The sequence below is a fragment of the Nesterenkonia sp. F genome, assembly GCF_000220985.1.
In the GTDB taxonomy this organism is placed as follows: domain Bacteria; phylum Actinomycetota; class Actinomycetes; order Actinomycetales; family Micrococcaceae; genus Nesterenkonia.
Map to the genome: position 1 here is coordinate 1 of NZ_AFRW01000009.1, position 20,159 is coordinate 20,159.

Genomic DNA, 20,159 nt, shown 5'->3' on the forward strand with positions numbered 1-20,159 from the left:
GCGGACGGCGGACCGCGTCAATGATGCCCTCCACTGGTCCCCTCCGCGCCGGAAGACACGAAGGCAGGATGATGCCAGTGTTCCAAGAAAATGTATTCTGCGTCAACTGAAGAGTTCTCAGCTGATCACCAGGTTTCTCGAACCGAAAACATCGAAGCTGGGCGATTACTGACCGTCGAGAAGCAGTCCGGAGAAGGCGACCAGGTCAGCGCGGGGACGTGTCCGACGGCGCGTCGGAATCGACGTCGCCGTGCGGTTCCTCCGGTCCCACGCGGCGAGCCTCGCCGGACTCCTCTCCGGGCTGCGCGGCGACCTCCCGGCGGATCTCGGCTTCGGCGGCGCGCTCGCCCCGGTCGGCGCGGAATATCGCCCGCATGGCCAGCCAGAAGATCAGCCCGACGCCGACCGACGGCGCCAGGACGCTGAGGTAGATCCAGAGGTCGTCCATCGTGGCTCCTGCCTCACTCCCCCGCGGCTTCGGGCTTGAGCAGCGGGAAGAGGATCGTCTCGCGGATTCCGGCGCCGGTGAAGAGCATCACCAGCCGGTCGATGCCCAGCCCGATGCCGCCCATGGGCGGGGCGCCGTACTCCAGCGCCCGGAGGAAGTCCTCGTCGTGCTGCATGGCCTCGTCGTCGCCGCCGGCGGCCAGCCGGGCCTGCTCCACCAGCCGCTCGCGCTGGACGACCGGGTCGATCAGCTCGGAGAAGGCCGTGCCGCGCTCCATGCCGGCGATGATCAGGTCCCAGGCCTCGATGACGCCGGGCTTCGACCGGTGGGCGCGGGCCAGCGGCTGGGCCGCCGGCGGATAGTCGCAGACGAAGGTCGGCTGCAGCAGCGTCGGCTCGACGATCTCGCCGAAGAGCTCGATGACCAGCTTCTGCTCGTCCCAGGCCGGATCGATCCGCACCTCGTGCTCGGCGGCGACCTCGCGCAGGGTCGCGGCGTCGGTCTCCGGGGTGATCTCGCGGCCGACGGCCTCGGAGAGGCCCGGGTAGACCCCCAGCCAGCGCCACTCGCCGTCGAGGTCGACGGTGCCCATCTCCGTCTCGATCTGCCGGCCGGCGCCCACGGCGTCGGCGGCGTTCAGGATGATCTCCTGCATCCGGTCGGCCATGCCGTACATGTCCGACCAGGCCTCGTAGGACTCCAGCGTGGTGAACTCCGGCGAATGGGTGGAGTCCACACCTTCGTTGCGGAAGACCCGGCCGATCTCGAAGACCCGGTCGACGCCGCCGACGACGGCGCGCTTGAGGTACAGCTCGGTCGCGATGCGCAGCGTCATGTCCTGGTCGAAGGCGTTCAGATGCGTCCGGAAGGGACGGGCCTGCGCACCGCCGTGGATGAGGTTGAGCATCGGCGTCTCGACCTCCACGTAGCCGTCGTCGTGGAGGGTGTCGCGGATGGACCGGGTGATCGCCGCACGCTGGTAGACCATCCGTCGCGCGTCGTCGCGGACGATCAGGTCGGCATAGCGCTGCCGCACCCGGGTCTCCTCGTTGAGGTCGGCGTGCAGCACCGGCAGCGGCCGGATCGCCTTGGAGGCGATCTGGAAGGAGGTCGCCATCACCGAGAGCTCGCCGCGGCGGGAGGTGATGACCTCGCCGGTGACCTGCACGTGGTCGCCGAGGTCGACCATCTGCTTCCACTCGGCCAGCGCCTCCTCGCCGACGTTGGCCAGGGAGAGCATCGCCTGCAGGCGGGTGCCCTCCCCCTCGGGGCCGCCCTCCTGCAGCGTGGCGAAGCAGAGCTTGCCGGTGTTCCGCCCGAAGATCACCCGCCCGGTGACCGAGACGGTCTCCCCGGTGGAGGCGTCGGGGCCGAGCTGATCGGCGTCGAAGCGCCCACGCACCGCCGCCAGCGAGCTGGTCCGCTCCACGGCCACCGGGTAGGGGGCCACGCCGGCGGCCAGCAGCCGCTCGCGCTTGTCCATGCGGACCGCGCGCTGGTCGTTGGTGTCGAGATCACTGGGGGCGGGGTTCTGAGCACTCACAGCAGCCCATTCTACGGCCCGTCGATGAGGCCGGCGAAGCGCCGACGGTAGGACGTCGGCGTCGTCGAATAGCGGGCTGCGAAGTTCTGCCGGAAGGTCACCGCGCTGGCAAATCCGCAGGTCCGCGCGACGCGCTCGACGCTCCAGTCGGTGGCCTCCAGCAGTCGCCCGGCCTCCTCCAGCCGCCGCGCCATGATCCACCGGGCCGGGGTAGTGCCCATCTCCTGGCGAAACCGCCGGCTGAACTGCCGCGGACTCATGCGTGCCACGGCGGCGAGCTCCGCGACGGACAGCGTCCGGTCCAGGTGGGCCAGCGCCCAGGCCGCGGTCCGCCCCACGGGCCCCTCCCCCGGCTCGGGAGACGGCCGACGGATGTACTGGGCCTGATCGCCGTCGCGGTGCGGGGCGATGACCAGCTGGCGCGCGACCGTGGTGGCCACGACGGCTCCGAGCCGCGAACGCACCAGGTGCAGGCAGGCGTCCAGCGCCGAGGCCGTCCCGGCGGAGGTGAGCACGTGACCGTGGTCGGCATAGAGTGCGTCGTCCAGCACCTCCACCGCCGGGAAGCGCTCCGCGAACGTCTCGACCGCCGTCCAGTGAGTCGCCGCAGTGCGTCCGTCGAGGAGGCCCGCGGCCGCCACCGGGAAGGCCCCGAGGCACAGTCCGACGACGCGCGCGCCGCGCCGGCGGGCCCGCCGGACTAGTCCGCGCATCGGCTCGGCGGGCTCCGGCAGATGCTCAGGCCAGGAGGGCAGGACGAGCATGTCCGCCTCTTCGGCGGCCTGCGGTCCGGCCAGCTCGTCGACGACGAGCCCCTCGGCCGTGCGGACCGGCGCGCCGTCGTCGCTCCAGACCGTCACGGACCAGCCTTCTGCGAGCCCCTGGCGGCCGACTTCGCCGAAGGTCAGCAGCGGCGCGGAGAGGTGGAACGTCGTGATCCCGTCGAAGGCGTGGACGGCGATGCGCATGGATGTCCTGATCTCATCGAAGAGGTGCTTATCTGCCACTCACGCTACCGCGTTCCGTCGACGACCCTGGAGGGGAGCGGTCCGCCCCGGCGGCCGCGACGCACATCGGACACACAGCACGCACACCAGGAGGAATTCCATGAGCACCCCGCGCCGCGCCGTCATCGTCATCGACGCGCAGAACGAGTATTTCCAGGGCCCGCTGGCGGTCCAGCACCCGCCCCGCGATGCCTCGCTGGCGACCATCGTCCGCGTGATGGACCTCGCCCGCGACGCCGGCCTGCCGGTGCTCACCGTCCAGCACGAGCTCCCCGAGGGAGCCCCAGTCTTCGCCCGCGGCTCGGAGGGCTGGCAGCTCCACCCGGAGGTGGCCGGTCGGGTCGACGACGCGCAGAAGCACGTGACCAAGTCGCTGGGCAGCGTGTTCACCGCCGACGGCGTGACCGAGTGGCTGCGCGATCAGCAGATCGACACGATCACCCTGGTCGGCTACATGACCAACAACTGTGTGCTCGCCACCTCCGCGGCCGCCGAACCGCTGGGGTTGGCCGTCGAGGTGCTCTCCGACGCCACCGGCGCGATCCACCTGGCCAACGAGGCCGGCGCCGTCTCGGCCCAACAGGTCCACGAGACGCTGATGGTGCTGCTGCAGTCGAACTGGGCCGCCGTCGCCGAGGCCGACGCCTGGGCCGCCGCGCTGGAGGGCCGACAGACCCTTCCGCGCAGCGACCTCGGCAGCTCGGCGGTGCAGGGCGCGGCCGCCCGGCTCTGACTGACCGGGCCCGCCGGAGGGATGCGGCTCACCAGATGGCCACACGCTCCTCGGCGGGCAGATGCATCCCGTCGCCCTCAGTCGTGCCGAAGGCCTCGTGGAAGGCGTCGAGGTTCTTCGGCACCTGGTTCGCGCGGATCTCGGCCGGCGAATGCGGATCGATGCTGATCAGCGTCACCGCCCGCTCGGGCCGGGTGAGGTTCCGCCAGGCCTGGGCCCAGGAGAAGAAGAACAGCTGGTCGGCGATCCGCGACTCCTCGCCGTCGACCGGCTCCGGCACCGCCTCCGCGCCGGCGACCAGCCGCCGGCCCTCCTGGGCGGCACGCTCGGCGTCGGCCAGCTCCTCGCGCCACAGTCGGTACGCCTGGTGCGCGATCCCCAGCCCGCCGAGGTCGCCGATGTTCTCGCCGAGGGTCAGCTCCCCGTTGACGGTGTGCTCCGGCGCGGCCGACGGCGAGAGCGCGCCGTACTGCTCCACCAGCGCGGCGGTGCGCTGCTCGAAGGCCTCGCGGTCGGCCTCGGTCCACCAGTCGGTCAGCGACCCGTCGGCGCCGTAGCGCGAGCCCTGGTCGTCGAAGCCGTGGCCGATCTCGTGGCCGATCACCGCACCGATCGCCCCGAAGTTCGCCGCCATCGACCGCTGCGGGTCGAAGAACGGCGGCTGCAGGATCGCCGCCGGGAAGCAGATCACGTTCTCCATCGGGTGGTAGTAGGCGTTCACCGTCTGCGGCGTCATGTGCCACTCGTCGGGGTCCGGGCCGTCGACGATCTTCGCCGCGTCGCGGTCCCACTCCGCGGCCGCGGCCCGGCGGACGTTGCCGACGACGTCGTCGGAGTCGACGGCGACGTCGCTGTAGTCGATCCAGCGCTCCGGCCGGCCGACCATCGGACGGAAGGTGCCCAGCTTCTCCAGCGCCTTCTGCCGGGTCTCCTCGCCCATCCACTCCAGCGTGGAGATCGAGCGGCGGTAGGCGGCGACGAGCGCGTCGATGAGCTCGTCCATCGCGGCCTTCGACTCGGCCGGGTAGTGCCGGGCGACGTAGAGCCGGGCGACGTCCTCGCCCAGATGCGCATTGGTCAGTGCGACGCCGCGCTTCCACCGCTCCTTGAGCTGCTGGGCCCCGGAGAGCACCTGCGCGTAGAAGGAGAAGTGCTCCTCGACCAGCTCGGCGTGCAGCAGCGGGGCCGCCCAGCGCAGCAGCTGGACGCGCAGCCAGAGCTTCCACTGCGCCAGCGGCTGCTCGGCCAGTGCGGCCTGCATCGCGGGGAGCACGTCAGGCTGGGCGAGGACCAGCTCCGCCGTCTTCTCCGCGTCCAGGCCCCAGCCGTCGAGCGCCTCGGCCAGCAGCGGCATGGCCTCCACCGCGTCCTCGCGGCTGCGCAGGTTGTAGCGCTTCTGCGCGTCGCGGGTGGTCACCCGGTCCCAGTGGTGGGAGGCGATCACCGTCTCCAGGGCGACGACGTCGGCGGCGGCCTGCTCGGCGTCGTCGACGCCGGAGAGCGCCAGGAAGCGCCTCAGGTGCTCACGATACTGCCCCAGGATCTCGGCGAAGGACTCGTCGCGGTAGTAGGACTCGTCGGGCAGTCCGAGCCCGTCCTGCATGATGTGCCAGAGCATCCGCGTGGGGTCGCCGGCGTCGCGCAGAGCCCCGGCGGCGAAGAGCCCGTCGACGCCGAGGCGCTGCCAGGTCGCCGAGAGCCGGACCAGCTCGGCCGGGGTCGAGACGGCCTCGAGCTCGGCGAGCATGCCCTCGATCGGCTCCAGTCCGCGCCGCTCTGCGGCCTCGGCGTCCATGAAGGCGGCGTAGAAGCCGCCGATGCGCCGTCGGATCGCCGCAGTCTCCTCGGCGTCGGCGGCGTCGGCGAGCTCCTCGGTCTCCGCGCCGGCGGCGGCCTCCTCGAGGATGGCACGCACATCGGCCTCGGACTTGTCGCGCAGCTCCAGGAAGGAGCCGTAGGCGTCCAGATCCGCGGGGATCTCCGCAGTCCTCAGCCATCCGCCGTTGACATGGCGCTGCAGGTCGTCCTGCGGACGGACCTCGGGGTCGCGGTGCGGGAAGGGGGTGCTCGCCGTGTCGGCGGAGGCGGTGTCGGTCACGTCCGGCTCCTTGCAGTCGGGGAGGTCAGGGCGGTCAGGGCGGTCAGGGCGGTCGGTGCGGTTGGTGCGGCCGGTGCGGGGCTGAGCCGGTGCGGGGCTGAGCCGGCCGGCGCCGCGCGAGGTCGCTCGGAAGGCGCCGCGCCGCATCGGCCGGGGCGTGTTGTTCATCATGTCTTTCACATGTGGAGGCGATCCTACTCCTCGGCCTCGCCGGACGTCGGGCGGAGGGTCATGGTGTCGATCAGCCGCACCGGGCCGACATGCGCGGCGACCAGCGCCAGCGCCTCGCGGTCCAGCACGCCGTCGCCCGCGCCGCCGCCTGCGTCCTCGTCCGGTGCGGAGAGCTCCAGCGGGCGCAGCGTGGTGGGATCGACGACCTCCAGGTAGTCCAGCTCCACGCCCTCGGCGGCGGCCAGCTCCCGGCGAGCCTCGGCCACGGCGAGCGGCCGGCCGGCGGCGGCGCGCGCGGCGAGCGTGCTCAGCGTGGCCGAGAGCCGCAGGGCCGCCGGACGGTCCGCGGCCGCCAGTCGCTGGTTCCGACTGGAGAGGGCGAGGCCGTCGTCATCGCGGACGATGGGCACCGCACGGACGTCGACGGCGAGGTTCAGATCGAGGACCAGCCGCCGGACGATCGCCAGCTGCTCGGCGTCCTTGGCGCCGAACCAGGCGGTCAGCCGTGCCGGCGCCGGCGGGGCGGCGATGGTGAACAGCTTGGTGACCACGGTGACCACGCCGTCGAAGTGCCCGGGGCGGGAGGCGCCCTCGAAGCGGCCGCCGAGTTCGCCCGCGGTGACGCGGACCAGCGGAGCATCCGGGTAGCCCGGGTACATCTCCTCGACGTCCGGGGCGAAGACCAGGTCGACCCCACGCTCGCCCAGCAGCGCGACGTCGGCGGCCGGCGTCCTCGGATAGCGGCGGTAGTCGTCCGCGTCGTCGAACTGCAGCGGATTGACGAAGAGCGAGGCGACGACGAGATCGGCCTCCGCCCGGGCGGCGTCGACCAGGGCGGCATGCCCGGAGTGCAGCGCGCCCATCGTGGGCACCAGCGCGACGACCGGGGCCGCGTCGGAGTCGGATCCGGCCCTCCGGACGTGGGCGGCGACGGCGTCGGCGAGCGCGGCGCGGAAGGCGGCGACGGTGGTCAGGACCTCTGGTGTGCTCACGCTGCGATCCTATGACGAAGCGCCGGGCTCAGGCCTGCTCGCCGTCCAGCGCCCGGAGGATCTCGACGGCCCGCTCCTCGGACAGCAGCCCGCGCGCAGCGGCGCGCTGCGCCGTCGCCCGGGCCATGGAGACGTAGGCGGTGCGCACGTCCTCGGGCAGTCCGGACTCGGCGAGCAGCCGGACATGCTCGGCGACGGTGCCGACGTCCCCGCGGGCCACCGGACCGGTCAGCGCGCCCTCTCCGGAGGAGAGCGCGTTGTCCAGCGAGGCCTGCATCAGCGGCCCCAGCACCCGGTCGGGGCGCTCGACGCCGATCCCGGAGAGCATCTCGGCGGCCTGTCCGGTGATGGTGTTCAGATGGTTCGCCGCATGCGCCAACGCGGCGTGGTACGTGCCCCGATCGCCCTCGGCGACGACGACCGGCTCGCCGCCCATCTCCACGACCAGCGCCTGGGCGATGGGCAGCACCGGCGCCGGGGCGGTGACCGCGAAGGCGCAGGCGCTCAGCCGCTGCAGATCCATGCTGAGCCCGGTGAAGGTCATCGCCGGATGGATGGCCAGCCCGATCGCGCCGGACTGCGCGGCCGGGGCCAGCACGTCGGTGCCCCAGCGGCCCGAGGTGTGGACCAGCAGCTGGCCGGCCTGGATGTGGCCGGCGTCGACGGCGCCGGCGACGACGTCGGCCAGCACATCGTCGGGCACCGCCAGCAGCACCAGCTCGCTGCGCCGCAGGATCTCCGGGATCTCGAGGATCGGGACGTCGTCGAGCAGCGACTCCGCCCGGGTGCGGGAGTCCTCGGAGACCGCGTGGACCCCGACCACCTGGTGGCCGGCCGCGCGCAGGGCCGCGCCGAGGACGGCGCCGACCTTCCCGGCGGAGATGATGCCGACGCCGAGCCGGCCTTCGCGCTGCGAGGGATCGGCCTGCTCGGGATGGGGCTGGGCGTGCATGGGGGTCTCGGGCCTCCTCGGGGGCGGGGAAGGATCGGGTCGACGGCGCGAGGGCCACGGAGCAGACGGCTCCTCACGGGGCGGAGCCCTGCCGCATCATCTTCTCGAACTCGTGCAGCTCCTCGGGCATCATCCACTGCTCGCGGTCGCGGATCCGGCGCGCGACGGCGGCCTGCCGGGACTCATGCTCGAAGAAGCCGTGGACGTCGGCGAGCCGCTGATTCGTCAGCTGGGCCTGGAACGGGCCGGCCGGCGAATGCAGCCGCAGCGTGGCCAGGCCGGCGAGCCGCTGGACCGGGCCCTGCTGGATGCTCAGCGACTGGATCCGCTCGTGCGGGACCAGGGTCAGCCGCCGGCCGAGCCGCCCGTCGCGGGCCAGCAGGGCCGCCGGCGTGACCGTCCCGCCGCGCCGACGCCGCACGATCGGGTCCAGCCAACGCGCCGCGCGCGGACCGGCGGTGAACGCACCGTCCTCGTCGATGCCGGTCAGCCCCTCGTCGATCAGCGCGGCCGGGTCGGCGACCTGCAGGTCCGGGAACATCTCGGCGACCACGGCCAGCACATCCTCTCTGGTGCCCACCGGCAGCAGCACGGAACGCTTCTCCCCGGCCCCGTAGCCGGCGACGACGACCATGATCCGCGCCCAGCCGAAGGGCCGCCAGAGCAGCGGCCGCTGGATCTGGATCGCCTGCACCCGGCCCGGCGGCACCGTCTGGGTGGTGGTCTCCAGCAGCCCGTAGCGCAGCTTCAGCCCGGCGGCGGTCATTGTAGCGGTGAAGCGGAAGCCGGAGCTGAACTGCTGGTAGTACCCGGCCAGCAGTCCGATCGCCGCCGGGATCAGCGCCGGCAGGCTGGCCAGACTGATGCCGGAGAGGGACGCGCCGAGCCGCGCACCGGGGTCGTCGGCGAGGTCGCCGCCGCTCAGCACGAAGATCGTCAGTCCGACGCCGCTGGCCAGCCCCGTCAGCAGGACCACCACCAGCAGCGCCACCGTCAGCCCGCCGGTGAGCACCGATCCGATGAGCCGGCCGGTGGGGACCTGGACGATCTGCCGGTCCTCGGCCTCCGGGAGCTCCGGCGGCGTCGCCCGAGCCGAGCCGGACGCGGGCGCCGCGGGGCCATCCGGCGCACCGTCGCCGGACTGCCCGCCGTCGCCAGGCTGCTCGGCGTCGTCGGACTGTTCACCGGCCGAACCGGCGGACCGGTCGCGCGCCGCGGTCCGGCCGGAGGCGCGGTCCATGATCTCGGTGCGCATCTGCTCGGCCGCGGAACGGGTGAGGAAGGCCAGCGTGGCCGCCGTGCCGTCGCCCTCGGCGACCTCGAACTTCAGCTCCGCCAGGCCGGTCAGCCGCGCGAGCAGCGGCTGGCGCAGGTCGACGGCCTGCACGCGGTCGATGCGCGCCTGGCGATGCTGGCGGACGAAGATGCCCGACTTCACCATCACGTGGTCGTCGGTGATCTTGTAGCGGGTGAACCACCAGGAGAGCGCGAAGCCGCCGAAGATGAGCAGGATCAGCAGCAGGATGCCGCCGATCACGGCCAGAGTGATCATCGGATGGCGACCGGCGGCCTCAGTGAGCTCGCCGGAACGCAGCGCCTCCCAGAGGTCGGTGATCGTCTCCCAGTTCGAGGTGAGGGCGACGAACGGGATCGCCACCAGGGCCAGCCAGCCGCGCACCACAGGACTCAGCGGGTGGACCCTGGTCCAGGTGCTGTCGAACCACTGCTCGCCCTCGGCGGGGCTCTCGTCGGCGGGCTGCTCCTCGGCAGGCTCGACGCGCTCTGGATATTCGGGGTGCTGACTCATCGCGCGCCCCCTCACAGTCCGGCCAGGCGCGCCTGGCCGCGGGCGGGCAGCTCCTCGCGCAGTCGGGCGCCCTCGTCGCGGTGCGGGCCGGGGATCGTCGCGTCGGTGCCGGCCGAGGCGGTCTTGAGCTCCACGCTGCAGAGCTGGAAATGGCGCATGAGCGGGCCGGCCTCGATGTCGACGTACTGCAGCCGTCCGTAGGGCACCGCGACCACGCGCTGGAAGAGCAGCCCGCGACGGATGAGCAGGTCGTCCTCACGCTCGTGATAGCCGATGGCCCGCACCCGACGCGGGATGAGCAGCAGGTCGGCGACCATCCAGACCACCAGCACCGCCAGCACGGTGATCTCCACCCAGGTGGGCACGCTGATCACCCCGAGGAGATCCAGCACCACAGGCGTCAGCACGATCAGCAGCGTGGCCGCCCAGCCGATCGCCGCGGTGAGCAGCCGGACGGTGACGTATCGCTCGTCGACCCGGGTCCAGGTCACTCCGGCCGGGTCAATGGGTTCCGCGGGCATACCCCTCCTCTGGTCTGGAGCCGTCGGGATCCTCATCGGTCCCGTCGGCGCTCGCTGCGGCGGCGGAGCCGCGGTCCGGCGGGATCCGGCAGAGCTGCTCCACCACGAACCCTATGATGACCCAGATCATCCCGCCGATGATCAGCATCAGGGATGAACTCACCCGCGGGGCCCCGAGACCGGCCGTCATCCCCAGGTAGGTGGCGACGCCGACGTGCCAGCCGGCGATGAGCGCCCCGGCATAGGCACAGGCCTGACCCGCGGCGACGACTCGGACGGCGTCGAGCGGGTGCACCGTCCGGCTCGGCCGCGGTGCGTCCTCCCCGCGCCGCGGCGGAACCTCGGGGTGCTCGCGCTCGGCCCGACGAGGTCGCTCGGCCTCCTGCTCGAGGCGCCGCTGGTCGCGCCGCACGGCGACCCCCAGGCCGAGCACCACGCAGCCGACGCCGGCGAGGGTGATGAGCGACGACGGCGGCAGCACCGGCGAGCTGACCCCGCGACCGGCCAGGACGGCAGCGGTCGGCATCGCCGGCGCCGCCGCGACGACGACGATGACCAGCAGCCAGAGCGGGCGCAGGCGGCTCACGAGGACCGACCTCCCCCGCCGGTCGACCCGCCCTCGGCGTGATCGGAGTGACCGGCGAGATCCAGCTGCTCCACGCCGTCGTCGTCGGCCGCGGCGGCGGCGAGCTCGCGGACCGGCACGCCGTCGAGCAGCGCGACGGGGTCCAGCCAGGACCAGGGGCGCAGCACGAAGGCGCGCTCATGCGCCCGCGGGTGCGGGACCTGCAGCCGCGGCGAGTCGATGTGCGCGCCGGCGTAGGTGATGATGTCGACGTCGAGGGTGCGCGGGCCCCAGCGGACCTCCCGGGTGCGGTGATGCTCGGACTCGATCCGCTGGGCGACGTCGAGCAGCCCGTGCGGCGAGAGCGTGGTGGTCACGGCGACGACCTGGTTGAGGAAGTCCGGCTGGCCCTGCGGCCCGCCGACCGGACGAGTCCGGGCCCGCGGCGAGACGGCGGCGACCTCCACCCCCTCGGCGGCGGCCAGCGCGTCGACGGCGGCGGCCAGCGTCGCGCCGGAGTCGCCGAGATTCGAGCCCAGCGCGATCACGGCGTCGACGGCGAAGGAGGCCGGCAGATCAGGATCGCGCATCACCGCGCCGGCCGGCGCCGAGCCGGTGGCGCCGCCGGCTCGGCCCGTCTCCCCGGCCTCGTCGGCTCCGCTCAGCCCGACGTCGGTGCGGTCGCGGGAGACCACCACTGCGACGTCGTCGACGTGCTGGGTCAGCGGCGCCTCGGGCTTGTGCACGGTGATCTCGACACGGGCGATCCGCGGGTCCACGGCCAGCACCTCGCCGGCCAGCCGGTGGGCCAGCGTCTCGATCAGCGCCAGCGGCTCGCCGGCGATCAGCGCCTCGACCCGCCCGGCGACGGCCGAGTAGTCGACGGTGTCGGACAGCTCGTCGCTGCGGCCGGCCGCGCGCAGGTCCACGTGCAGCTCGGCGTCGACGCGGAAGGGCTGGCCATCGCGGGTCTCGTGGGCGAGGACGCCGTGGTGGCCGACGGCGGCGATGCCGGTGAGACGGATCCTGTCGCTGCGCATGTCTCCACCTTCCCCCATCCCGCCGCGATCCTGAAGCCGCCCGGCCGACGAACCGCGGGGCGGGACCCGGGAGATCCCGGACCCCGCCCCGCGGCGGCGTCGATCAGCGGCGGTGCCGCCTTCAGACGGTCACGACACCGGCGCGACCGTCCCGCCGATCCCGCCGGATCCGGAGGTGCTCACCGTCACCGAGAACTCCCCGGACTCCAGGGCCTCGATCTGCGCATCGGTCAGCTCGAAGGAGCCGCCGGCGCCTCCGCTGGTGCCTCCGGTGGTGGTCAGCTCCAGCTCCCCGGCACCGGTGTTCAGCGTCGCCGAGGTCACCTCGGAGGTCATGCCCGCGTAGAGCAGCGTGATGGTCAGCTGCCGCCCCGTCAGCGTGGCCTGCCCCTGGCCGAAGCCCGAGGCGCCGGAGAGGCCGACGGTGTACTCGGAGCCGGTCACGGCGCCGCCGGAGTCCGAGCCGCCGTCGCCGCCGAGCAGGCCGCCGCCGAGGCCGCCCAGGGTGTCCTCGAGGCCCCCGGTCAGGCCACCGGTGAGTCCGCCCAGCAGGCCGTCTCCCGAGGAGTCGGAGGAGCCCCCGTCGAGCACGCCGGCCAGCGCGTCCTCGCCGAAGAGGTCGGTCAGCGCCTCCTGGTCCAGCACGCCGGTCAGCGCGTCCGACCCGTCGCCGGCGGACCCGCCGCCGATCGCGCCGGAGACCGCGTCGCCGTCGAGCACGCCGGCCAGCGCGTCCTCGCCGACCACCTCGGAGAGCGACTCGAGGGTGTTGATGTTCTCGGTGATCTGCAGGACGTCCAGCACGCCGGTCGGATTGCCGTTCGAGACGTCTTCCAGGGCCGTCTCCCAGAGCAGCCGCCAGGTGGAGACGTGGTCGCCGGCGAAGCCGACGTACTCCTCCAGGTTGGTCAGCTTCTCGGGCGTGAGCCGCTGCAGGATGGCCGAGGCGTCGGTCGTCTCCCAGATGTAGTCGGGGTCGGTGAGCATGTCCGGGGACGGCAGCCCCGGCATGATCATGTCCGAGAGATTCGTCAGCTCCTCGACCGAGTCGACGTTCAGGCTCGTCAGGTCGTTGGTGTCCAGCGGGACGCCGACGCCGCCGCAGGTGGTGAGCAGCGTGACGTAGTCCGTGCCGTGGCCCTTCACGTGGCTGGGGTTGAAGATCGGGATCCAGCCCAGCGGACCGCCGTAGATGTCCACGACCGGCATGTCGGAGTTGCCGATCGCCCCGCTGGCCAGCGAGAGGACCAGATTCTCGTAGGCCGGGTCGGTATGCATGTTGTTCAGATGGGTGAAGCTCCCGAGCAGCGGAATGCCGTCCTCGTTGGCCCACATGTGGTCCAGGAAGAACTCGCAGGCGCCGCCGCCGTCACCTCCGTCCCCGCCGCCGTGGCCGCCGTCGTCCTCAGGGGCCGCCGAGGCCGCGGCGACGCCGCCGCCCAGGACGAGCGCCGAGGCGGTCGCCGTCGTCGCTGCGGACTTCAGCCACGTCCGGCCGATCCGCGAGAACCTGCTGATCATGTCAGAAACCCTCTCTCCTCCTGATATAAGTGCCGAATTCATGGGCGGTAGAGCACAGATTACATGAGGGATCACTCCGGTGAATCTCCACCGAAAAACACCATGCAGACACGACGGTGAGATCCATGCCATTCCGGAGGATCGTCCGCCGTTGAGGCTACGCACACCTCATGCCGCAGTCAACAGTCTCTGAATATCGGCAGGAATAATCGGCAGAAAATCAGTCGATGAACCGTGAGAATATCGTCCGGTTACTCGCCAGAAACCGTGACATGATCGTCCGGTGGAAGCCTGAGAAAACCGTGATCACATCGTCCGGCGCATCCGTCGGCGCACGCGGACGGACGGCAGCAGTCGAGGGACGGCAGGACGGCGGAGATCGGGCGCCGCGGCACGGGGACGGAGCGGCGGCCGGCTGCGGATCGGCGGCGGGCCGACCCACAGTCGTCAGGCCGTCCTCGCGCGGCGACGCCGTCGGCCGCGGGTCAGCGGGAGTGCAGCGCCTCGACGACCCGGACTGCGTCGCGATTCGGCACGACCTCGTGCACCCGCACCGCCCAGGCGCCGGCGTCGGCGGCCAGCGCGGTCAGCGCGGCCGTGGCGACGTCCCTGCCCTCGGCCGGCCGTCGGGTTCCGTCGGCATCGGCCAGCACCGTGCCCAGGAAGCCCTTGCGGGAGGCGCCCAGCAGCACCGGATGCGTCGACTCGGCGATGAGCTGCGGCAGAGCGCGCAGCACCGCCCAGTTCTGCTCCTCCGTCTTGGCGAAGCCCACGCCCGGATCGACGATGATCTGCTCGTCGGCCACGCCGGCGGCGCGATGGAGCCCGATGATCTCGGCCAGCTCGGCGCGGACCTCGGCGACGACGTCCACGTAGTCGGCGCGCTCCTGCATGGTCTGCGCATCGCCGCGGTTATGCATGACGACGACCCCGACGCCGGACGCGGCGACCACGGCCGGCATCTCCGTCTCGGTGAGCAGTCCGGACACGTCGTTGATCACCAGCCGCTCCGGCGTGAGCGCGCCGTCCAGACCGACGTCGCGGCGGCCGCGACGGGCGGCGTCGACGGCCGCGGCCGCGGTGGCGGCGTGCCGCGTGTCGATCGACAGCGGCACCGCGGCGGCGGCCAGCTGCTCGACCACCGGGAGGATGCGCTCCTGCTCGACCTCCGGATCCAGCAGCTCCGCACCGGGCCGTGTGGACTCCCCGCCGACGTCGACGATGTCGGCCCCCGCCTCGTGCAGGGCCAGACCGCGGCGCACGGCGGCGCCGTGGTCGATCCCGACCCGTGCGGCGGAGCGGCCCGCGTCCCCCTCCGCCGTGCGGACGAAGCGGCCTCCGTCGGAGAAGGAGTCGGGGGTGACGTTGAGGATGGCCATCACCCGGGTGCGCTGTGCGGCGGTCATCTCAGCTCCTCGAGGTCCGCTGGCGGAGTGATCGGCGGCGGATCACTGGCTGCTGTGCAGGATGAGGCTCATCGCCTCGGAGCGCGTGGCGGCGTCGCGCAGCTGACCGCGGACCGCCGAGGTGATCGTCTTCGCACCCGGCTTCGCGACCCCGCGCATCGACATGCACAGGTGCTCGGCCTCGACGACGACGATCGCCCCGGTCGGGTCCAGATGCTCGACCAGCGCGTCGACCACCTGGGTGGTCAGCATCTCCTGCACCTGCGGGCGCTTGGCATAGATCTCCACGAGACGAGCGAGCTTGCTCAGCCCGGTGACCCGCCCCTCGGCGGGGATGTAGCCGATGTGCGCGCGCCCGAAGAACGGCACCAGGTGGTGCTCGCACATCGAGTAGAACGGCACGTCGCGGACGAGCACCAGCTCCTCGTGACCGATGTCGAAGGTGGTCTCCAGCAGTTCGGCCGGGTCCTCGTGCAGACCGCGGAAGGCCTCCTCGTAGGCACGGGCCACGCGGGCGGGGGTGTCCTTCAGTCCCTCGCGCTCCGGGTCCTCGCCGACGGCCACCAGGATCTCGGTGATCGCGGCCTCGATGCGCGGCAGATCGACCTGGCTCATCGGCCCTCATCCTCGGCCCGGCCGGTGCGGCGCGCGGCGTCGTGATCGGCGTCGACGCCCGCGTCGCCGGCCGGTCCGGCCGCCTCCCCGGGCTCGGCGCCGATGAACTCGCCGTCGTCGGGGTCCGCGGTGTCCGGCTGCGTGGTGGAGCGGACGATGATCGGCCGCTCCGGGGAGGACTCCCAGATCTCGCGACGGGGCCGCTTGACCACGTCGGAGAAGATCTCGGCAACCTCATGGGCGTTGAGCGTCTCGACGCGCAGCAGCTCCTCGGCCAGCCGCTCGAGGACGTGCTTGTTGTCCACGACTGCCTGGTAGGCCTCGTCGTGAGCCTCCTCGATGATGCCGCGGACCTCGGCGTCGACCACGGAGGCCGTCTGCTCGGAGTAGTCGCGGCCGGAGGCCATCTCCTTGCCCAGGAAGGGACTGGAGTCCTCGGAGCCGAGCTTCACCGAGCCGACCTGCGAGCTCATGCCGTACTCGGTGACCATCTTCCGAGCGATCTCGGTGGCCTTCTGGATGTCGTTGGCCGCCCCGGTGGAGGGATCGTGGAAGATGATCTCCTCGGCCACGCGGCCGCCCATCGCATAGGCGATCTGGTCCAGCAGCTCGTTGCGGGTGGTCGAGTACTTGTCGTCCTCGGGGATGACCATCGTGTAGCCCAGCGCGCGGCCGCGCGGCAGGATGGTGATCTTGGTGACCGGCGCCGAGTAGTTCATCGCCGCGGCGACCAGCGCGTGCCCGCCCTCGTGATAGGCGGTCACCCGGCGCTCGTGGTCCTTCATCAGCCGGGTGCGCTTCTGCGGGCCGGCCATCACGCGGTCGATGGCCTCGTCGACGGCGCGGTCGTCGATCAGGTCGGCGTTGGAGCGGGCGGTCAGCAGCGCGGCCTCGTTGAGCACGTTGGCCAGGTCGGCGCCGGTGTAGCCCGGCGTCTTCCGCGCGATCGAGTCCAGGTCCAGGTCCTCGACCATGGGCTTGCCCTCGCCGTGGACCCGCAGGATCTCGCGGCGGCCGGCGAAGTCGGGGGCCTCCACCGGGATCTGCCGGTCGAAGCGGCCCGGACGCAGCAGCGCCGGATCCAGCACGTCGGGCCGGTTGGTGGCGGCGATGACGATGATGTTCGCCTCCGACTGGAAGCCGTCCATCTCCACCAGCAGCTGGTTCAGCGTCTGCTCGCGCTCGTCGTTGCCGCCGCCGACGCCGGCGCCGCGCTGGCGGCCGACGGCGTCGATCTCGTCGACGAAGATGATCGCCGGGGCGTTCTCCTTGGCCTGCTTGAACAGGTCGCGCACGCGCGAGGCGCCGACGCCGACGAACATCTCGACGAAGTCGGAGCCGGAGATCGAGTAGAAGGCGCCGCCGGCCTCGCCGGCCACCGCCTTGGCCAGCAGCGTCTTGCCGGTGCCGGGCGGGCCGTAGAGCATCACGCCCTTGGGGATCTTCGCGCCCAGCCGCTGGAACTTCTGCGGCTCGGCGAGGAACTCCTTGATCTCATGGAGCTCCTCGACCGCCTCGTCGGCGCCGGCGACGTTGCCGAAGGTCACATCCGGCATGTCCTTGTCGAACTTCCGCGCCTTGGAGCGGCCGAACTGCATGACCTTGGAGTTGCCGCCGGACATGCGGCTGATCAGGAAGATGAACAGCAGGGCGATGAGCAGGAAGGGGATCATGAAGCCCAGCAGGTTCATGAACCAGTTCGACTGCTCCGGCTGGTCGGTGTAGCCCTCCATGTCGGCGTCGGCGATCGCCTGGACCACCGACTCGGCGCGCGCCTCGGAGTAGGTGAAGTGGACGTTCTCGCCCAGCTCCTCGCCGTCCTGGGTGTAGGGCTCCTCCAGGTGCAGGTCGACGCGATGGTCGGCGTCGTCGACCTGGGCCTCCTCGACCTCGCCGTCGGCGATCAGCTGCATCCCCACGTCGGTGTCCACGCGCGGACCGGACTGGTCGGTGGAGAAGAGCATGGGCACGACGAGCAGCAGGGCCGCCACTGCCAGCAGGATCCAGAACAGCGGACCGGTGAATAGCTTCTTGAAGTTCATGCAGCTCCGTCAGACGCGCAGGGATGTACCTGGAGGACAACGGTACTAGCCGCTCGGGGGATCAGCACCTGAGCCGCGACGACGTTCGCGCCAGGTGGAACCGGCCCGGCACTCCGCGAGGCGAAGCTCACTCCGCCGCATATTGCACCCTGATGACCAGAGTGCAAAAATGCACTCTATGGATGATGGTGCACACAACGAGGATTCCGGCGGCGGGCTCCGCGCCCGACGACGCGAAGCCACCTACGCCGCGCTGACGGCCGAGGCCCGCCGGCTCACCGCCGAGCGGACGCTGTCGGGCTTCACCGTGGAGGAGGTCGCCGACGCGGTCGGCGTCTCCCGCCGCACCGTCTTCAACTACTTCCAGACCAAGGAGGACGCGGTGCTGGGAGTGCGCGACGACGACCTGCTGGCCGAACACCGCGAGGCGTTCCTGGAGTCCGCCGGCCGGCAGGATCTCCCCGAGGCCCTGCGGGACCTCATGGTGACGATGCTCGACACCATCGAGCATGTGCCCACCGACGGCGAGGCGCTGATCGAGCTCATGCACGGCGAGCCGGCGCTGCTGCGGCGGATGGACCGGCTCCATGCCGACCGCCACCGGCAGCTGGCCGCACTCATCGCCGAGCGCGAGGGACTCGACGCCGAGGACGCGTTCGCGGCCACCGCCGCCGGACTGGTCGGGCATCTGGTGATGTCGACGATGCGCGAGCTCGCCGAGGACCCGCACCGACCGGGCGACGACGGCCCGGCCGACTCTGCCGAGTCCGACGATGCCGCCGGCGCTCAGGACGGGACGGCCGAGGCTCCGCCCCGCGCACGACTGCGGCAGCTGCTCGCCGAACGCTTCGAGCACGCGCGCCGGCTGTTCGGCTGACCCTCCGCGGCAATCCTCCGACCGCCGTCCCTCCCGCTCCGTCTCACCGTCTCTCTGTTCCTCACCCCTGCTTCCACGAAGGACCCCCGATGACCACGACCACTGCCGAGCGCGCACCCCGCCGACCGCGCCCCGGACGCGACGGGCAGCCGCTGGTGCTGACCCAGCGCCGCATCTGGATCATCTTCTCCGCGCTGGTCTCCGGCATGCTGCTGGCCAGCCTGGACCAGACCATCGTCTCCACCGCGATGCCGACGATCGTCGGCGAGCTCGGCGGCGTCGAGCACCAGGCCTGGATCACCACCGCCTACCTGCTGGCGACGACGATCGTCATGCCCGTCTACGGCAAGTTCGGCGACGTGCTGGGCCGGCGGAACCTCTTCCTGATCGCCATCGGGCTGTTCACCCTCGCGTCGATCGGCTGCGCCGTCGCCGACAGCTTCTGGCTCTTCGTCTTCTTCCGGGCCATGCAGGGGCTGGGCGGCGGCGGACTGATGATCCTCTCGCAGGCGATCATCGCCGACATCGTCCCGGCCAGCGAGCGCGGCAAGTACATGGGGCCGATCGGCGGCATCTTCGGCCTCTCCGCCGTCGCCGGCCCGCTGCTGGGCGGGTTCTTCGTCGACCACATGACCTGGCAGTGGGCGTTCTACATCAACATCCCGATCGGCGTCGCGGCCTTCGCGATCGCCTGGTTCGCCCTGACGCTGCCGAGCAAGCGCGCGGAGCGGCGGATCGATGTGCTCGGCGTCGTGCTGCTCTCGGCGGCGACGACCTGCCTGATCTTCTTCTCCGAGTTCGGCGGCAACACCGACCACGGCTGGGGCGCCCCGGAGACGTGGGCCTGGGGCGTCGGACTGCTCGTGACGGCCTCGGCCTTCGTGCTCACCGAGGCCCGCGCCGAGGACCCGATCATCCCGCTGCACCTGTTCCGCAGCCCGATCTTCCTCAACGCCACCGCCATCGGCTTCACCCTGGGGCTGGGCATGTTCTCCGCACTGGCCTTCATGCCGACGTTCCTCCAGATGGCCTCGGGCACCTCGGCCGCCGAGTCGGGGCTGCTGATGCTGCCGATGATGGCAGGCATGATGACCACCTCGATCTGGTCGGGCCTGCGGATCACGAAGACCGGGACCTACAAGCGCTTCCCGATCGCCGGCTCGCTGCTGACGATCACCGCGATGATCCTGTTCACCACGCTCTCGGCCCAGACGCCGGTGTGGCTGATCTGCGGCTTCCTGCTGCTGCTCGGCGCCGGGCTGGGGCTGATCATGCAGGTGGTGGTGCTGGTGGTGCAGAACTCGGTGCCCGCCGCGCAGGTCGGCACCGCGACGAGCACCAACAACTACTTCCGCGAGGCCGGAGCGGCCCTGGGCGTGGCGATCTTCGGCGCGATGTTCACCAACCGGCTCTCGGAGAACCTCACCGACGTCTTCAGCTCGGCCGGGGCCTCCCCCGAGGCGGCCGCCGAGGCGTCGTCCACGCTGGACCCGCAGACGATGGACCAGCTGCCGCAGGCGCTGCGCGACGGCATCGTCGGCGCCTATGCGGACTCGCTGGCCCCGGTGTTCTGGTATCTGGTCCCGTTCCTGGGCCTGGCGTTCGTGCTGGCGCTGACCCTCAAGCAGATTCCGCTGTCGGACACGGCCGGCATGGTCGCCCGCGGCGAGGCGCTGGCGGCCGACGACCCGGCCGCGCAGGAGCTCGACGGCGAGGGCTCGGCGTCGTCCGTCGACGAGGAGGCCTCTCGCCCGGATCCGACGGAGGAGGACGAGCCGGCGCCGTCGTCCCGCTCCTGAGACGCAGAGATCCCCGAGTCGT

17 protein-coding genes are annotated in these 20,159 nt (G+C 71.8%); 3 read left to right on the forward strand and 14 right to left on the reverse strand.

Annotated features, from left to right (window positions below; all coding sequences use genetic code 11):
* Positions 1–205: 205 nt before the first annotated feature.
* The 3 genes from GU5_RS0100545 to GU5_RS0100555 are packed head-to-tail and all read right to left on the reverse strand — an operon-like array spanning position 206 to position 2,959.
* The gene (locus GU5_RS0100545; protein WP_010523630.1) at positions 206–448 is read right to left on the reverse strand and encodes a hypothetical protein; all 243 of its coding nucleotides are present in this window, start codon (positions 446–448) and stop codon (positions 206–208) included.
* Positions 449–461: 13 nt separating this feature from the next.
* Positions 462–1,991: a lysine--tRNA ligase gene (gene lysS, locus GU5_RS0100550; protein WP_029513888.1), complete on the reverse strand. Its 1,530-nt coding sequence runs from the start codon at positions 1,989–1,991 to the stop codon at positions 462–464.
* An 11-nt stretch (positions 1,992–2,002) separates the two neighbouring features.
* Positions 2,003–2,959 carry a GlxA family transcriptional regulator gene (locus GU5_RS0100555; RefSeq protein WP_010523632.1) on the reverse strand — a complete coding sequence of 319 codons (957 nt, stop codon included), beginning with the start codon at positions 2,957–2,959 and terminating at the stop codon, positions 2,003–2,005.
* A 139-nt stretch (positions 2,960–3,098) separates the two neighbouring features.
* Here GU5_RS0100555 and GU5_RS0100560 point away from each other — a divergent pair, with 139 nt between their 5' ends.
* The gene (locus GU5_RS0100560) at positions 3,099–3,731 is read left to right on the forward strand and encodes an isochorismatase family protein (protein WP_010523633.1); all 633 of its coding nucleotides are present in this window, start codon (positions 3,099–3,101) and stop codon (positions 3,729–3,731) included.
* 28 nt (positions 3,732–3,759) lie between these two features.
* Here the strand turns inward: GU5_RS0100560 and GU5_RS0100565 are convergent, their stop codons facing one another.
* The 11 genes from GU5_RS0100565 to ftsH form a co-directional block, all read right to left on the reverse strand.
* Positions 3,760–6,000, reverse strand: coding sequence for a M13 family metallopeptidase (locus tag GU5_RS0100565; RefSeq protein ID WP_369750439.1), 2,241 nt, complete (start codon positions 5,998–6,000; stop codon positions 3,760–3,762).
* A 23-nt stretch (positions 6,001–6,023) separates the two neighbouring features.
* Positions 6,024–6,992: a pantoate--beta-alanine ligase gene (gene panC / locus GU5_RS0100570; protein ID WP_010523635.1), complete on the reverse strand. Its 969-nt coding sequence runs from the start codon at positions 6,990–6,992 to the stop codon at positions 6,024–6,026.
* 28 nt (positions 6,993–7,020) lie between these two features.
* Complete coding sequence (locus tag GU5_RS0100575) at positions 7,021–7,944, reverse strand: Rossmann-like and DUF2520 domain-containing protein (RefSeq protein WP_010523636.1); 924 nt, start codon at positions 7,942–7,944, stop codon at positions 7,021–7,023.
* Positions 7,945–8,017: 73 nt separating this feature from the next.
* Entirely contained in the window at positions 8,018–9,751 is a 1,734-nt protein-coding gene (locus GU5_RS13250) for a PH domain-containing protein (protein WP_010523637.1), read from the reverse strand.
* Between the two features lie 11 nt (positions 9,752–9,762).
* Positions 9,763–10,272, reverse strand: a complete 510-nt coding sequence (locus tag GU5_RS0100585; protein ID WP_010523638.1) for a PH domain-containing protein — start codon at positions 10,270–10,272, stop codon at positions 9,763–9,765.
* Entirely contained in the window at positions 10,253–10,858 is a 606-nt protein-coding gene (locus GU5_RS0100590; RefSeq protein ID WP_010523639.1) for a DUF3180 domain-containing protein, read from the reverse strand. The genes GU5_RS0100585 and GU5_RS0100590 overlap by 20 nt, the downstream gene beginning before the upstream one ends.
* Complete coding sequence (gene folK, locus GU5_RS13255; protein WP_010523640.1) at positions 10,855–11,877, reverse strand: 2-amino-4-hydroxy-6-hydroxymethyldihydropteridine diphosphokinase; 1,023 nt, start codon at positions 11,875–11,877, stop codon at positions 10,855–10,857. The genes GU5_RS0100590 and folK overlap by 4 nt, the downstream gene beginning before the upstream one ends.
* Positions 11,878–12,006: 129 nt before the next feature.
* Positions 12,007–13,398: a hypothetical protein gene (locus GU5_RS0100600; protein ID WP_010523641.1), complete on the reverse strand. Its 1,392-nt coding sequence runs from the start codon at positions 13,396–13,398 to the stop codon at positions 12,007–12,009.
* Positions 13,399–13,883: 485 nt separating this feature from the next.
* The gene (folP, locus tag GU5_RS0100605) at positions 13,884–14,804 is read right to left on the reverse strand and encodes a dihydropteroate synthase (protein WP_010523642.1); all 921 of its coding nucleotides are present in this window, start codon (positions 14,802–14,804) and stop codon (positions 13,884–13,886) included.
* Positions 14,805–14,846: 42 nt separating this feature from the next.
* Positions 14,847–15,419 carry a GTP cyclohydrolase I FolE gene (folE, locus tag GU5_RS0100610; RefSeq protein ID WP_010523643.1) on the reverse strand — a complete coding sequence of 191 codons (573 nt, stop codon included), beginning with the start codon at positions 15,417–15,419 and terminating at the stop codon, positions 14,847–14,849.
* Positions 15,416–17,461, reverse strand: coding sequence for an ATP-dependent zinc metalloprotease FtsH (ftsH, locus tag GU5_RS0100615; RefSeq protein WP_010523644.1), 2,046 nt, complete (start codon positions 17,459–17,461; stop codon positions 15,416–15,418). Before ftsH ends, folE begins: the two co-directional genes overlap by 4 nt.
* 178 nt (positions 17,462–17,639) lie before the next feature.
* On the opposite strand from ftsH, the gene GU5_RS13260 reads away from it, so the two are divergent.
* Together GU5_RS13260 and GU5_RS0100625 are read left to right on the forward strand one after the other, a co-directional pair.
* On the forward strand, positions 17,640–18,338 hold the full coding sequence (locus GU5_RS13260; RefSeq protein ID WP_010523645.1) for a TetR/AcrR family transcriptional regulator: 699 nt from the start codon (positions 17,640–17,642) through the stop codon (positions 18,336–18,338).
* Positions 18,339–18,427: 89 nt separating this feature from the next.
* Positions 18,428–20,137, forward strand: a complete 1,710-nt coding sequence (locus tag GU5_RS0100625) for an MDR family MFS transporter (RefSeq protein ID WP_010523646.1) — start codon at positions 18,428–18,430, stop codon at positions 20,135–20,137.
* Positions 20,138–20,159: the final 22 nt, after the last annotated feature.

Excerpts from the sequence above, each read along its gene's own strand:
- GU5_RS0100545 (WP_010523630.1), bottom strand. The coding sequence starts at position 448 with ATGGACGACCTCTGGATCTACCTCAGCGTCCTGGCGCCGTCGGTCGGC.
- GU5_RS0100555 (WP_010523632.1), bottom strand. The coding sequence starts at position 2,959 with ATGCGCATCGCCGTCCACGCCTTCGACGGGATCACGACGTTCCACCTC.
- GU5_RS0100560 (WP_010523633.1), top strand. The coding sequence starts at position 3,099 with ATGAGCACCCCGCGCCGCGCCGTCATCGTCATCGACGCGCAGAACGAG.
- GU5_RS0100565 (WP_369750439.1), bottom strand. The coding sequence starts at position 6,000 with ATGATGAACAACACGCCCCGGCCGATGCGGCGCGGCGCCTTCCGAGCG.
- GU5_RS0100575 (WP_010523636.1), bottom strand. The coding sequence starts at position 7,944 with ATGCACGCCCAGCCCCATCCCGAGCAGGCCGATCCCTCGCAGCGCGAA.
- GU5_RS13250 (WP_010523637.1), bottom strand. The coding sequence starts at position 9,751 with ATGAGTCAGCACCCCGAATATCCAGAGCGCGTCGAGCCTGCCGAGGAG.
- GU5_RS0100585 (WP_010523638.1), bottom strand. The coding sequence starts at position 10,272 with ATGCCCGCGGAACCCATTGACCCGGCCGGAGTGACCTGGACCCGGGTC.
- folK (WP_010523640.1), bottom strand. The coding sequence starts at position 11,877 with ATGCGCAGCGACAGGATCCGTCTCACCGGCATCGCCGCCGTCGGCCAC.
- GU5_RS0100600 (WP_010523641.1), bottom strand. The coding sequence starts at position 13,398 with ATGATCAGCAGGTTCTCGCGGATCGGCCGGACGTGGCTGAAGTCCGCA.
- folP (WP_010523642.1), bottom strand. The coding sequence starts at position 14,804 with ATGACCGCCGCACAGCGCACCCGGGTGATGGCCATCCTCAACGTCACC.
- folE (WP_010523643.1), bottom strand. The coding sequence starts at position 15,419 with ATGAGCCAGGTCGATCTGCCGCGCATCGAGGCCGCGATCACCGAGATC.
- ftsH (WP_010523644.1), bottom strand. The coding sequence starts at position 17,461 with ATGAACTTCAAGAAGCTATTCACCGGTCCGCTGTTCTGGATCCTGCTG.
- GU5_RS13260 (WP_010523645.1), top strand. The coding sequence starts at position 17,640 with ATGGATGATGGTGCACACAACGAGGATTCCGGCGGCGGGCTCCGCGCC.
- GU5_RS0100625 (WP_010523646.1), top strand. The coding sequence starts at position 18,428 with ATGACCACGACCACTGCCGAGCGCGCACCCCGCCGACCGCGCCCCGGA.